Source organism: Roseivirga sp. BDSF3-8 (genome assembly GCF_041449215.1).
GTDB lineage: Bacteria > Bacteroidota > Bacteroidia > Cytophagales > Cyclobacteriaceae > JBGNFV01.
Window position 1 is genome coordinate 183,013 of the sequence record NZ_JBGNFV010000001.1, and the last position, 14,828, is coordinate 197,840.

11 protein-coding genes are annotated in these 14,828 nt (G+C 48.4%); 6 read left to right on the forward strand and 5 right to left on the reverse strand.

Annotated elements, in window-relative coordinates:
• Nucleotides 1-339 precede the first annotated feature (339 nt).
• From AB9P05_RS00500 to AB9P05_RS00515, 4 genes are all read left to right on the forward strand, one after another.
• Nucleotides 340-2,508, forward strand: a complete 2,169-nt coding sequence (locus tag AB9P05_RS00500) for a Na-K-Cl cotransporter (protein ID WP_371911321.1) — start codon at nt 340-342, stop codon at nt 2,506-2,508.
• A gap of 5 nt (nt 2,509-2,513) precedes the next feature.
• On the forward strand, nt 2,514-2,930 hold the full coding sequence (locus AB9P05_RS00505) for a DUF1801 domain-containing protein (protein ID WP_371906857.1): 417 nt from the start codon (nt 2,514-2,516) through the stop codon (nt 2,928-2,930).
• 128 nt (nt 2,931-3,058) lie between these two features.
• The gene (locus AB9P05_RS00510) at nt 3,059-3,586 is read left to right on the forward strand and encodes a hypothetical protein (RefSeq protein ID WP_371906858.1); all 528 of its coding nucleotides are present in this window, start codon (nt 3,059-3,061) and stop codon (nt 3,584-3,586) included.
• 81 nt (nt 3,587-3,667) lie between these two features.
• Nucleotides 3,668-4,933: a cation:proton antiporter gene (locus tag AB9P05_RS00515; RefSeq protein WP_371906859.1), complete on the forward strand. Its 1,266-nt coding sequence runs from the start codon at nt 3,668-3,670 to the stop codon at nt 4,931-4,933.
• 21 nt (nt 4,934-4,954) lie between these two features.
• On the opposite strand, the gene AB9P05_RS00520 is transcribed toward AB9P05_RS00515, so the two are convergent.
• Complete coding sequence (locus tag AB9P05_RS00520; protein ID WP_371906860.1) at nt 4,955-5,359, reverse strand: lecithin retinol acyltransferase family protein; 405 nt, start codon at nt 5,357-5,359, stop codon at nt 4,955-4,957.
• Between the two features lie 56 nt (nt 5,360-5,415).
• Here AB9P05_RS00520 and AB9P05_RS00525 point away from each other — a divergent pair, with 56 nt between their 5' ends.
• On the forward strand, nt 5,416-5,805 hold the full coding sequence (locus AB9P05_RS00525; protein WP_371906861.1) for a gamma-glutamylcyclotransferase: 390 nt from the start codon (nt 5,416-5,418) through the stop codon (nt 5,803-5,805).
• Nucleotides 5,806-5,814: 9 nt separating this feature from the next.
• Here AB9P05_RS00525 and AB9P05_RS00530 read toward each other — a convergent pair whose 3' ends face one another.
• Together AB9P05_RS00530 and AB9P05_RS00535 are read right to left on the reverse strand one after the other, a co-directional pair.
• Nucleotides 5,815-6,093 carry a hypothetical protein gene (locus tag AB9P05_RS00530; RefSeq protein ID WP_371906862.1) on the reverse strand — a complete coding sequence of 93 codons (279 nt, stop codon included), beginning with the start codon at nt 6,091-6,093 and terminating at the stop codon, nt 5,815-5,817.
• A gap of 71 nt (nt 6,094-6,164) precedes the next feature.
• Nucleotides 6,165-7,523, reverse strand: a complete 1,359-nt coding sequence (locus AB9P05_RS00535) for a serine hydrolase domain-containing protein (RefSeq protein WP_371906863.1) — start codon at nt 7,521-7,523, stop codon at nt 6,165-6,167.
• A 481-nt stretch (nt 7,524-8,004) separates the two neighbouring features.
• Here AB9P05_RS00535 and AB9P05_RS00540 point away from each other — a divergent pair, with 481 nt between their 5' ends.
• Nucleotides 8,005-11,238: a hypothetical protein gene (locus tag AB9P05_RS00540; RefSeq protein WP_371906864.1), complete on the forward strand. Its 3,234-nt coding sequence runs from the start codon at nt 8,005-8,007 to the stop codon at nt 11,236-11,238.
• A gap of 212 nt (nt 11,239-11,450) precedes the next feature.
• On the opposite strand, the gene AB9P05_RS00545 is transcribed toward AB9P05_RS00540, so the two are convergent.
• Together AB9P05_RS00545 and AB9P05_RS00550 are read right to left on the reverse strand one after the other, a co-directional pair.
• Nucleotides 11,451-13,991: an ATP-dependent Clp protease ATP-binding subunit gene (locus AB9P05_RS00545; RefSeq protein ID WP_371906865.1), complete on the reverse strand. Its 2,541-nt coding sequence runs from the start codon at nt 13,989-13,991 to the stop codon at nt 11,451-11,453.
• A gap of 124 nt (nt 13,992-14,115) precedes the next feature.
• Nucleotides 14,116-14,757, reverse strand: coding sequence for a WbqC family protein (locus tag AB9P05_RS00550; RefSeq protein ID WP_371906866.1), 642 nt, complete (start codon nt 14,755-14,757; stop codon nt 14,116-14,118).
• Nucleotides 14,758-14,828 lie beyond the last annotated feature (71 nt).

Here is a 14,828-nt window from a genome sequence, read left to right on the forward strand (position 1 = left end):
AACACTGCCTGTAAACAGGACAGAATAGCCCCAGTCAATAGAGGTGGCATAAGATAGTTACCGGCCGGGGGTAATATTTTTCCCGGCACTCTCTATAGGTAAGATACTGAATAAATGTCCCTCACGGATTTACCTGGCAGGATAGTTTACATAAAATTCCGTTGACACCCCTCCCGCTTCGCTGTTAACGAATCTGAATTGCTTCCTGAAATCAAGTTTGGCCTTTGAGTTACCGGGAAATTTCCTTATTTCGTAGTTCTTTTTTGAGATCAATCACGCAGGGCAGCCAGTATTTTTCCATGAACTACGGGCTTTCTCTGTGCCAAAACAGCACCAATTATCAGCGATCAGGTAAAAAAACTAGGGACTTTTGGGGGGGTATTCACCCCCTCGTTGCTTACCATCCTTGGGGTAATCATGTACCTCAGGTTTGGCTGGGTAGTAGGTAATGTGGGCCTTATCGGCACCCTCATCATTGTTACCCTATCTACCAGCATTACCTTTCTCACGGCCTTATCTATTGCAAGCATAGCCACTAATGCCCCCATCAAGGCAGGTGGTGCTTACTTTATGGTAAGCCGCAGCCTGGGAGTGGAGATTGGCGGCGCCATTGGTATACCGCTTTACCTGGCCCAGGCCTTTAGCGTTGCCTTATACGTAATAGGGTTTTCTGAAAGTGTAGTGGCTGTATTTCCTGCCATGGACATAAAGCTGGTAGGCATAGTGACTACGCTGCTGCTGGGTGCACTGGCCCTTTTTTCTACAGATGCCACCATTAAGTCGCAGTATGTGATCCTGGTAGTGATAGGGGCGTCCCTCCTTTCGCTGGTATTTGGCAGCCCTCTGGAAGAATCACAAATAGAAATGTGGGGGGTGCCAGCCGCTAAATCGGAAGACTTCTGGAAGGTGTTTGCCATCTTCTTCCCGGCCGTGACAGGCATTATGGCCGGGGTAAACATGTCCGGCGACCTGAAAAACCCCTCTAAGAGCATACCTAAGGGCACCTTTTTAGCGGTAGGTACGGGCTACATCATCTATATGGCCCTGCCACTTATACTAGCCTCGCGGGCCGATGCCTCTACTCTCATTGATGATCCGCTCATTATGAGACGAATATCCATCTGGGGGCCGGCCATCCTGCTCGGTATCTGGGGAGCCACCCTCTCCAGTGCGGTGGGTAGCTTGCTGGGGGCGCCCCGTGTACTGCAGGCGCTGGCTATAGATAAGGTACTCCCGCGTTCCCTGTGGTTTTTTCGCAAGGGGGTAGGTAAAGAAAAAATCCCACGGGCAGGTACCGTATTTACCATGGGCATTACCCTGGCCTGTGTATATCTGGGTAACCTGGATCTGATCGCGCCGGTACTATCCATGTTCTTCCTTACCACCTACGGGGTGCTGAATATCACCGCAGGTGTGGAGCGTTTTTTGCGTATCCCCTCTTACCGGCCTAAGTTTAAGGTACACTGGGCATTCTCTTTTCTGGGAGCTATCGGCTGTATAGCGGTCATGTTCCTTATCAATCCGCTGGCTACAATCGCTGCCACGGTACTCATATTCCTGGTTTTCCTGTGGCTTAAGCGCCGGGGCCTTAAGACGGCCTGGGGGGATGTACGAAGCGGGGTGCTTACTACCGTAATCCGGTACAGTATTCTGCAGCTTAAAAAAACGGCTAACCCGAAGAGCTGGCGCCCGCATATGCTGGTACTTTCAGGTGCCCCCACCAAACGCTGGCACCTGATAGACTTTGCTAATGCCCTCACCCAGGAAAAGGCTCTCTTTACAGTAGCCACCATATTACCGGAAGAGGGGGTGTCCCAGGCCCGGGTAAGCACATATGAACGCCAGGTAATGGATTACCTGTACAATAAAAACGTCAGTGCATTAGTCCGTATCATCCGGGCTACCGACCCCTTTGCCGGGGGCATGCAACTCATCAATTCATATGGACTTGGCGCCCTGGTACCTAATACTATTCTGCTGGGTGATACGCGTGAACAGGGTCATCACGTGCCCTATGCGCGTATGATCAGTCATATTTACCAGTCCCGGAGAAACATTCTGATCGTGCAGGATGATGACAATCTGGGCTTTAATAACAAGCAGCAAATAGACGTATGGTGGGGTGGCCTTCGCGGTAATGGCGGACTAATGATGGTACTGGCCTACCTCTTACAAAGCAGTCCTCAGTGGCGCCATGCCACCGTAACCATAAAAATGGTGGTAAGCAGCCAGGAAGCTGCACAGAATGCTGACGAAAACCTTTCTGAGATGATCACGAACATGCGTATGAGCTTCAGCAAGAAGATCATCGTGCAGGAAGACGAGACCTTCTGGACCATCATGCAGCGCGAATCTGCCGGTGCTGACCTGGTTATGCTGGGGCTGGCAGCTCCGAAAGAAAACTTTGCCGAATACTACAGCCGCCTAAAGAATAATACCGATGCCATACCCACTAAGGTGTATGTCCTGGCTGCGCAGGATATAGAGTTCAAGGAAGTACTGACCTGACCAGTATGGGAAATCCACAAAAGGAGAGCTTCAGCCATGTGGACGAGTTATTATATAGCCTGCCCACCCAGGAGCGCAGGATTGTAGATATACTCCGTATCCTGATCCATACCACGCTGCCCGCCTGCCGTGAAAAGCTGAGCTATAGTGTACCCTTTTATTACAGGCATAAGGCCATTTGCTTCATCTGGCCTGCCTCTGTTCCCTGGGGCAACCTGAAAGAGGGGGTAGCCCTTGGATTTAGCCAGGGGCACTTGCTGGACCCTGATGGTGAACACCTGGAGCGCCAGGGCCGGAAAGTCCTCGGCCGTATGCTCTTCACCCACCCTGGTATGATAGATGCCTCACTTATCCGCACTTACTTATTTGAGGCAGAAGCGCTGGACGCTGAGCTCCACCGTACCCGGGGTAAAAAGCGCTAACGAGTAGCTCGTGCCAGTCTCCCTGAACATAAATGCCTGCGAGACAAGGCTAGGATGAATTGCCGTAATATATTGCCCAATTAAAATTAAAATAGTATAATGCCTGTGAACCTTAATACCTAGTAAACATGAAAATCCACACCTTCGAAACCGGCCCTTATTTTTCCTCAACCAGCCGGTTTGTTGTATTTACTCTCTCAGCAGTCATCTTTTTTATGGCGCTGGCAAACAGCATCCTTTTTCTGATCCTGTTTGGTCCCCTACTTATCATCGCCGCCCTGGTGGTCACATTTCAGCAGTACTTTATCGCTATTGATACTGAAAAGAACCAGTACTATGACGGTACCATTGTCTTCGGTATCAAGAGCGGTAGCTGGCACCCCTATTCAGCGTTAGACCTGCTTTACTTTTACCAAAAGCGCTACTCTAGAAAAATTAACTCGTTTGCCTCCTCAACAACGGTACGCTCTGCTTCTTATGATGGCTACCTGAGATTTACCGATGGCGAAAAAATTCAACTCATCAGTGAACCAGATGAAAAGAAGGCCATCGAACTCATGACAGAAATTGCCAGAAAGCTTAATTTAAACCTTTACCAGCACGATGAACTCATCTATGAGGCCGGAAGGGAGCACCGCCAGACGGAAAAGGCCTGATTAATGGGAATATTAGCTGAATATTCTATTACCTAAACAGGTCAATTTTTTACCTTTACCCTTGAATTAAACAGCTACACTGTGGACATTATCAGCATCATTTCCGCCATTATCGCCATTTCGGCCATTTTCGCCTACATAAATCATCAGTACATAAAGCTACCGACCACTATCAGCCTTATGATCATGGGCCTGGGGCTAAGCCTGATTATCCTGTTGGCCGGCGTCTTTAATGAAACAGTGCCTGTGGTGGTGGAAGGCTATGTGGAGCAGCTCCACTTCAGTGAGGTGCTGCTGGAATACATGCTTAGCTTTCTGCTGTTTGCAGGAGCCTTGCATACTGATATGTCCAGGCTTAGAAATGCCCGCGGTCCCATCCTTAGCTTTGCCACCATTGGCGTATTACTGTCCACCTTTCTGATAGGCGGCACGATCTACCTGCTGCTTCCCCTGCTCTATCAGCCAGTGGATTTTATTTACTGCCTCATATTCGGTGCCCTTATCTCTCCTACGGACCCTATTGCTGTATTGGGAATCCTTAAAAAGGCTAAGGTGCCGGAGCAGCTGGAAACCAAGATCGTCGGCGAATCGCTTTTCAATGACGGAGTAGGCGTGGTGGTTTTTCTTACCCTGTTCCAGATCGCAGAGAAAGGACTGGAAAATGTATCGGCAGGAGATATTGGCGAGTTATTGGTGGCAGAAATAGCCGGCGGATTACTACTGGGCGTCATCCTTGGGGTGATTGCATGGCAGCTCATGAAGCGAATAGATCACTACCAGACAGAAGTACTTATCAGTCTTGCCGTGGTGTTTGGCGGAAATGCCGTAGCCCACTGGCTACACTTTTCTGCGCCACTGGCCATGGTAGCGGCCGGGCTGTTTATCGGCAACCACGGCGTGAAAACAGCCATGTCTGATATTACGAAAGATTACCTGACCAAATTCTGGGAAGTGATTGATGAGATACTTAATGCTATACTTTTCGTAATGATAGGCCTGGAGCTTGTAGTCATCAGCTTCAACAGTACGTATACACTGATTGGCATTATCGCTATCCCACTCGTGCTGGTCATTCGCTTTATTGCCCTTTATCTGCCCTCTGCGCTGCTGGGTCTTCGCCCGAGCTTTCAGGAGAACACCCTGCGCATAATGACCTGGGGCGGGCTCAGAGGAGGCATTTCTATCGCTCTGGCGCTCTCCCTGCAGGAGGGCATGATGCGGGAGATGTTTACCTCAGTCACTTATATAGTCGTGCTCTTCAGTATCATTGTGCAGGGGCTAACTATAGAGCCTTATATCAAAAAGCTGAAGATGAGTTCTAAGCGCAGTCCCGAGGGGACATTATAAGGGATAAGAAGGGTGGATATCTTAACGTGAGAGCAAAGAAAACACTGCGGCAGCAGTGATGGCCCGGCGTACCTGCCGGCTTCGGCTCTTACCGGTTTGCACCTGGGTGACTAGGTGCTCACAATTGTTCTTTAGCAAATGATAGGGGCGGCCAACCTTACGCATAGCTTGCCTCAACCGTGCCGATCGTTCCTGTTCAGTACCGCTAAACCTTTCTACCCTGCGGATGCGGGGATAGATTTTTGCAAAACGGGACAGGGGCATCAGTCGCACCCCGGCACCGGGATAAGCCTCCATAATCAATGCTGTGCCTTCGTCATTACAGCCAAGGTAAACCGCATAATGAGAAATAAGAGGGTTAAACTTTTTGGCAACAACTAAAGAATCCGCAGGCTGAAGCTGATATTTTCTTACGAAAGGATGCATAATATCTGGTAAAATAGTAACTAGCAGCCCGCTTGATTAGTTCAGAGGGGGAGAGTATGGAAAAAGAAGAAATATTGATTTTTGTATACGGCACCTTGCGGGTGGGCGGCAGCCACCATCATCTGCTTGGTGAATCCACCACTATCAGAAAGGAGCACATTCTGGATCACTACTGCATGTACTCTGCAGGCTGGTATCCGGTAGTGGTGCCGGATTCCGATCCGGACTCACACCACAGCGTGGTAGGTGATGTGATCAGCATTCATACAGACCTGGTACCTAAACTGGATGTGTATGAAGGCAATGAGTTCACCAGAAAGCAGATCGAACTTGACGGCATCAAAGAGCCGGTATGGATTTACCTCCTCAAGGACAGTGAAGACACTGACTCTTACACCCCGCTTGAGAGCGGAGACTGGCTAAAGGAAGGCAAATCGGCCGTTTAACTTCCGGCCTTACTGCCACCCATCATACATTCTGTTCAACTCCTCGAACAGGTCAAACCTGACGGCTGTCAAAAACCTAACCGATCCGGAAGATGCACTGGAGGATAAGCCCTCGCGCTCCTGGGGTAGCGTGGAATAGGGTTGTTCCCCTACCCACTCCACACTGGAGGTAGCATTGGTTATTTCCAGCGGGTGGTGATTTTCAGGGTATCCTTCCGTATTAGTAGAGGAGACCACTATCCTTTTCGTTGGTCTGAGCGTAGTAGACGCTCTTTTGATTTCAATCATAAACAATTCACATAAAAATCCTGGTGCCTCCCCGGCAGGAGGCAAAATGAATAGGTTGATAGCAGGATTTATCAGTTGGCAGAAGCCACAGGCTGCATAGGCATAGGTATCAGCGAAGGGATAGTCTCATGCTCAAACAGGTCTGTCTCAGGCCACTCATTAACCCTGTTCAGTGCGCGGGTCACTGTAAGGTCAAGTTCACGGCTGAAGCGGCTTCCTTTCCATGTGCTGGTATTGGTGATCATCACGTAGCTGATTCCGTCAGCTCTTCTCACCATAATAGCTGATGTACCGGCCAGCGTTCCGGTTCTCCACCAGCGACCCAGTCCGTTTACAGACCTCCAGCCCATGGGGCTAAGGTAAGTAGGATCAGGCTCGGTCATAGTCTTAATACTTTCAGGACTCAGAATATCCTCCCGCTCGTCCCAGCCATCGATGGCAGTCAGCAGGCGCATAAGGTCGGTTACACTGGCCACCCAGCCCCCGGCGGCACCCAAGGCTTCTATATGCGTGCCACCATAGGTACGAGGCACCATATCACCCGTGCCAAAGCATGACAGTCTGTGGGCTGCATTCTGCTTATCATAGTAAGTTACCTCTCCCTCCTGTATTTCATCCATCAGGCTATGTCCCAGTGTCATATCATAAATACCCAGGGGGTAGAGCACGTTAGTCTGTACGTACGTTTCATAGTCCATGCCTGAGGCTTTTGCAATCACTTCACCAAGTACCACAAAACCCAGGTTGCTATAAATGCTACGTGTGCCCGGGTAAAAGCTCAGGCGGCGGTTCAACGCATATTCTATGTAGTCAGATACGTCAAGGGGAAGGGGCTTATCCGCCCATTGGGCCACTACCTGATCCATAAACATAGGATCACCGGCACGTGAAGACCAGCCCGCAGAATGAGTGAGCAAGTGACTCACTGTTATTTTCTCTACCTTATTGTCGCGGTAATTAAGGTATATACTGTCATTCAGCACCCCATCTGCCCCAAACACCTGCTGATCAAGGCGTAGCTTTTGATCCTCTACCAGCTTCATTATCGCTACTGCCGTTACCAGCTTGGATACACTGGCAATGCGGAATTTATGACTGGGCTGAGTAACTTCCCCGTTTTCTTCGTTGGCAAAGCCATAACCTTTGGTGTACAGCAACTCACTGTCCCGCACCACAGCTACGGATGCTCCTTTTACGCCCCATCTTTTCATAAACCGCTCCACCTCATAATCAAACCCTTCCATTTCGCCGTAGGCAGTATGGTCATTGGTTATCTTGAGGGGTTCCGGATGAAACTCTGCGTAAAAGGACTCAGATTTTCCTGCTTCCGTTTCATCTTCCCCGAAGGCAGTCATGGCCAGCACAAAGGGGAAATTGTACGAAATAATGAAGGAACTCAAAGAAATTACCAGAGAGGCCAGTAAATTCATGTTTTTTGCCCGTTTATTTAATTACTCTGACAGTGAACACCTTGCTTACGCAAAAGATTCAAGGTTGTCAAAATTGAGGTTGTAGTTAGTTTTTTGAGAAAATCCCGCTAAATTCTCACCCGGCAGAATAATCCATTTAGCAAAAATATAGATTTATACATGAAATCAAGGGCAAAGCAATATTAATTGAATTTTTTAATGATATGAGTATCAACACCTTAGGACGAGGCCCTATTATTTGATTTTTTTTATACAAAATTGACTATTTAGAATTATTTTAAGCGAATACTCTAATTGTTCCATTGTAAGGTTTGCCTTTTATCCTGAACAAAAACCATTGCTCAGCGTGACAGGCTACTCATCCCCCTACCCGCCTTCTGCCTTTTCTATATTTTGTATTTTGAAGCTTATTTTAGCTTTCGCGGTACCCTTATTCCGGTGTCGCACATACCTGTAAACTCTTTGTAGAAAACTTTTTTATATGCGAAAACATATCCTTAGCAAGTATTTATTAACCATGGGAGTCCTGCTCTCTACCTTTTGCACAGCCTTGGAGGCTATAGGACAAAAAGTAGACATGGAGAAACTGAAAGGACTGAATATCAGGAATATCGGACCGGCAGGAATGAGTGGCCGTGTCACCAGTATCGATGTGGTTCGTGAAAATCCGGACATCATTTTCGCCGGCACAGCTTCCGGAGGCCTCTGGAAAAGTGAGTCCGGTGGCATTAGCTGGAAGCCGGTATTTGATAAGGAAAGGGTGATGTCCATTGGGGATGTGACCATTTACCAAAAGAATCCCTCCATCGTATGGGCCGGTACCGGTGAAGGCAACCCGCGTAATAGCCAGACGAATGGTTACGGGGTTTACAAAAGCCTCGACGGGGGGAATACCTGGCAATTGATGGGCCTGGAAAACACCCGCAATATTCATCGGGTGCTCATTCACCCGGATAATCCTGATGTGGTATATGTAGGTGCTATCGGCACGGCCTGGGGAGATACTGAAGACAGAGGTGTCTACAAAACCACAGACGGCGGTAAGACCTGGAATAAAATACTCTACGCCAATAACCGGACGGGTGTGGCGGATATGGTGATGGACCCCACTAACCCTAATAAACTTGTGGTAGCCATGTGGGAATACCGCCGGTGGCCATGGTATTTCGAATCCGGTGGTGAAGGCAGCGGCCTGTGGATCACACAGGACGGGGGCGAAAACTGGGAAGAGCGAACCAGCGAAGACGGCCTTCCTGAAGGTGAACTTGGCCGGATAGGGCTTGCCATAGCACCAAGCAATCCCGACCGTATTTATGCCCTGGTAGAGGCTAAAACGAATGCGCTTTATCGCAGTGATGACGGCGGTAAGAACTGGCAGATGATTAATGACAGTGAAGGCATAGGCAACCGCCCCTTCTACTACAGTGACATTTTTGTAGACCCAAAGAATGACAACAGGCTGTACAGCATCCACTCGCTGGTAACCATGAGTGAAGACGCTGGCAAAAGCTTTACTGTACTACTCCCCTACTCGGAAATACACCCTGACCACCATGCGTGGTATATTCATCCGGACAATCCGGACTTCATGATGGACGGTAACGACGGAGGACTTAATATCACGCGGGATCGCGGAGAATCCTGGCGTTTTGTTGAGAACCTGCCACTGGCCCAGTTCTACCACATTAATATAGACGATGCCACACCATACAATGTATATGGTGGCATGCAGGATAATGGCTCCTGGAGAGGCCCCGCCTATGTGTGGCGTGAAGGAGGTATACGGAACGGTTACTGGGAAGAGCTCTTTTTCGGTGATGGCTTTGATGTAGTACCTGTACCTGGCGAGCCGGATAAAGGGTATGCCATGTCACAGGGAGGTTTTGTAGGTCGGTATAACCTGGCTACGGGAAATGCCAAGCTCATACGCCCTGTGCACCCTGAAGGCACTGAATTGCGCTTTAACTGGAACGCAGCCATCGCCCAGGACCCCTTCGACAAAAATACGATCTTCTATGGCAGCCAATTTCTGCATAAGAGTACGGACCGGGGTGAGTCATGGCAAATAATCTCTCCGGACCTGACCACGAATGACCCGGAAAAGCAAAAGCAACTTGAAAGTGGTGGTCTGACTATAGATGCCACGAATGCTGAGAACTTCACCACCATTGTGTCTATAGCTCCCAGTCCGGTAGAGGAGGGTGTGATCTACGTAGGTACGGATGACGGCAACCTACAGGTGACACGCGACGGTGGTAACACATGGAGCAATACAGCCTCTGGTATGAAGGGCGTACCGGCAGGTAGCTGGATTCCGCAGATACACGCCAGTACGTATAATAAGGGAGAAGCCTGGGCTGTGGTAAATAACTACCGTCGTAATGACTACGCTCCTTACCTGTACCATACGACTAACTATGGGCGTAGCTGGGAACGCATGATTAACTCAGATCAGGTGTTCGGCTATACACTGAGCTTTATCCAGGATCCGGAGGAACCAAAACTGATGTTTTTGGGAACGGAATACGGGCTCTATCTGAGTATAGACGGAGGCGAAAACTGGAGCAAGTGGAGTGAGAACTACCCCAGCGTATCCACTATGGATATGAAAATACACCCCACCGAGCATGACCTGGTGATAGGTACCTTTGGCCGTGCCGCATGGGTTCTGGATAACATTCGTCCTTTGAGAGAGATGGCTGGTGAAGGCAGCTCCCTACTTACCCAAACAGTGCATGTATACCCTGCAGCAGAGGGTGTGCAGGCTGTGAAAAGAGAAGCCACAGGCACGCGCTTTGCCGGTGACGCCATATATAGTGGTGAGAACAGGGCCGACGGACTTATGATCACCTACTCTGTCAAGCAGGGAGCGAAAGATATGGCCAAAGCCAAAAAACAGGAGAGTAAAGAAGAGAAAGAAGACGAGGACAAGAAAGAGGCTCCTGCCTCGGACAAAGCGACCATTGAGGTATTTAATAGCGAAGGTGAACTTATCCGTACACTGAAGCAAACACCTGAAACAGGCATGAACCAGGTGGCATGGGGCATGGATAAGGCAGGTACCCGCTACCCCAGTCAGCCAAAACCCAAAAACCCCGATACCCCCGAGCCAGCAGGCATACCTGTTCTGCCGGGAGAGTATAAAGTGAGGGTTTCATGGCAGGGAAGTATGGACAGCACGATGGTAACGGTGAAGTCTGACCCTCGTGTGGATGTAGACCGGGAAGCATTGATGGCTCGCCAGCAATCGCTGGAAGCTATGGCCAACATGCTGGCAGCAGCAACGGAGGCTTCTGACCGTATCCGTGAGGCCCGTAACACTGTCGATATGGTAAGCAGCCTGATGCCAGAGGGCGAGACAGAAGACGAGGCGATCAAAGAACTGAAGAAGCGTAACCAGGAGATGAAGGATACGCTCACTACCATGCTGGAAACTATCAATCCGGCCGAGGACATGAAGGGCATCGTAAGAAGGCCGGATATACTGAGTGCCCAGCTTTCTATTCTGAGCTACTACGTTATGACGAGCCTGGAAGGCCCTAATGAGAACCAAAAACTGCTTATGGAGCAATCTAAGGAAAAGGCAGCCGAGGTGATCAGCAAAATAAATGAGTTCTTCAGCACCGAGTGGAAAGATTACCAGAACGCCGTAAAAGCGGCCAACCTGTCTCCGTTCGGGGAGTTTGAACCGATCGAAATAGACCGGGGCGAGTAAGCTTTAAACCCAAGCATTCAATAAGTAAAAAGCCAGGCCGGTTATCGCAGCCTGGCTTTTTCGTTTGCAGGATATCAGTAAAAGCTGCTACTGTATTTTTCCTTCCAGCTAGATTAGGCTTTAGACAAGAAGCCTAAGCTATCACGTGAAAGGGCATAAAAAAAAGCTGTCTACTGAGAGCAGACAGCTTCTTTATCTAAACAAATAATCAATTATTTATTATCCTCTTCCTGCTTGGCTTCCTTTTTTTTGACCTGCAGACTAAGGCTTTCACCCTCTCCTATATAATCCGCAAGGATTACATCACCGGGTTCCACCTCACTCTTGAGGATTTCCTCCGCTACAGGGTCTTCCAAGTACTTCTGGATGGCTCTGTTGAGCGGACGGGCACCATACTGTGGATCATATCCTTTTTCAGCCAGAAAATCCTTGGCTTTATCGGTAAGCTCAACATTGTATCCCAGGCTTTCTATTCTTGAGAAGAGATTGCGCAGGGTGATATCAATAATTTTATGAATATCCTCTCTGGCCAACGAGTTAAATACGATCACATCATCCAGCCTGTTCAGAAACTCTGGGCTAAAGGCCTTTTTAAGCGCATTCTGGATAGTGGATTTCATCACCTCGTCCGCATTGGCATTACGGCTGGCAGTTGAGAAACCTATACCGGCACCGAAGTCCTTCAGGTCACGCACACCAATATTTGATGTCATGATGATGATGGTGTTTCTGAAGTCTACCCGGCGGCCGAGGCCATCAGTAAGAATACCGTCATCAAGTACCTGAAGAAGCAGATTAAATACGTCCGGGTGAGCCTTTTCGATCTCATCAAGCAAGACTACGCTATAAGGCTTGCGGCGCACTTTTTCAGTAAGCTGTCCACCTTCTTCGTATCCTACGTAACCGGGAGGCGCTCCCACCAGGCGGCTAACGCTGAATTTCTCCATGTACTCACTCATATCAATTCTGATAAGGGACTCTTCCTTATCGAACAGGTAAGTGGCAAGTACTTTGGCTAATTCGGTCTTACCTACCCCGGTAGGACCGAGGAAAATAAATGAACCGATAGGTTTTTTGGGATCTTTAAGACCAACCCTGGTACGCTGTATGGCTTTGACGAGCTTTTTAATAGCTTCATCCTGACCAATCACGCGGCCCTGCAGCTTCTCATTCATACCGAGCAGTTTGGCACTCTCGTTCTGAGCAATTCGCTGGGTAGGTATACCGGTCATCATACCAATAACCTCTGCTACGTTGTCTTCAGAAACAGTATAACGCTTGGTGCGGGTCTCATCTTCCCATTTATTCTTGGCTGTCTCAAGCTGCTCAAGAAGCTTCTTCTCCTTATCACGGAGTTGAGCTGCTTCCTCGTATTTCTGGCTTTTGACAACTCTGTTCTTCTCTTTTTTAATATCCTCAATAGCCTCTTCGAGCTTTACGATCTCGTCGGGTACGTGAATATTATTAATGTGGACGCGGGCACCAGCCTCATCCAGTACATCAATGGCCTTATCGGGCAGGAAGCGGTCGCTGATATAGCGATCAGAAAGCTTCACGCACGCCTCAATGGCCTCCTGAGTGTAGTTTACATGATGGTGGTCCTCGTAGCGCTCCTTAATATTCTTAAGGATCTGCTCAGTCTCCTCAGGTGACGTAGCATCCACCATCACCACCTGGAAACGACGGGCCAGCGCACCATCTTTCTCGATGTACTGACGGTACTCATCCAGTGTAGTGGCACCGATACATTGTATCTCACCACGTGCCAGGGCAGGCTTGAACATGTTACTGGCATCGAGCGAACCACTGGCACCACCTGCACCTACTATGGTGTGAAGCTCATCTATAAATAGAATAACTTCAGGTGATTTTTCCAATTCATTCATCACGGCTTTCATGCGCTCCTCAAACTGACCACGGTACTTGGTACCGGCTACTAGTGAGGCAAGATCAAGCGTGACTACACGTTTGTTGAAGAGCACACGGCTTACCTTCTTCTGCACGATACGCAGGGCTAGGCCTTCCGCAATAGCGGTTTTACCCACACCAGGCTCACCGATCAGAATAGGGTTATTCTTTTTACGGCGGCTAAGTACCTGGGCTACGCGCTCAATTTCTTTTTCTCTGCCTACGATAGGATCAAGACGATCATCTTCTGCCATCTTGGTCAGATCACGGCCGAAATTATCAAGCACTGGTGTGCGCGATTTTTCGGTTGATTTGGATGAAGAGGACTCACCCCTGGAGGAACTGCCTCCGAAGATACGTCCGCCATCATCATCAGGATCGTCAGTATCTGAAGAGGACATCGGGTGCTCAGTCTGATATTCGAGCAGTTCCTTAACCACATCGTAGTTCACGTCGAATTTCTCCAAAACCTGTGAGGCAATGTTATCCTCATCACGCAGGATAGAAAGCAAAAGATGCTCAGTACCTATCAGTTGACTTTTAAAGATTTTGGCTTCCAGATACGTGATCTTTAGCACTTTTTCTGACTGACGGGTCAGAGGTATATTAGCTAAATTCTTTACGTTATTCGTTGCAGTTCCTTTTGTTGCCTGCTCTACGGCAACCCGAAGTTCCTCCAGGGATACACCAAGCTTTTTCAGCAGACTAACAGCCACACCCTCACCTTCTCTGATCATTCCGAGAAGCAGATGTTCCGTTCCTATATAGTCATGTCCAAGTCGCAAAGCCTCCTCTCTGCTAAGAGAGATCACTTCTTTGACTCTATTCGAAAACTTTGCTTCCATACTGAAGGAAAATTATTAGATAAAAAGACAATTATTTTTTTCCGGTTGAAGATTAAAAAGTTACCGGTAATTTATTGATACATTATCTTAAAACAAACCCATATTTTTAAGCAATTGTTCACCCTTACGAACCAGCGTAAGATGAAAGCAACAGGGGCCCGGCATTTGGCCCTTCGTTAAATAACAGATCAATAATACTCAAATTTTCTACAAACTTACTGCCAAAAACCTGTGTATACTCACATCTCTCATAAATCCCATTGGTTTGCCAGGACTTTTTTGGATGAATAGCGGCCCGCAGGTCTAAAGCGTTATTTTCAGCAATGTTCTTTTCATATACGGAAGAAACCTGCCATGGGATGTCCCATTGAAGTAATTTAAGACATATTGTCAGCAGTTGCTCGTTCATTTCCCACAGACTTACCGGCGGATTTTCATACACAGGTTCAAAGGCATGGGCATAATGCTCAAAAAAAGGTGCTTTGCCATAGGCACTTACGATAGCGCGCCAATGATCCTTAACCCACTTTTGCCTGAAATCCATCTGCACTTCACTGACAGGCTTATTTCTATTTCCTTCCTTTACCGGTATAGACAGCGGAAACTTGCCCTCAGGCGTCAGAATGTAGCAGCGGTTGCGGTAGCTTTGCTTTTGAAAATTTTCCTGTTTTTCCAGAATAACTTTTCCAGCCTGCCTCATACAAACGAAGTATTCGAGGCAGGGCAGGTACTGTATGTCTAAATAAACGGTGGCTCCTGATATCATATCACGTATGTCCTCCGCCAGGAGACAAGATCGTGCCAGGCAGCAGGACGGGGACATATTGTCATATACTT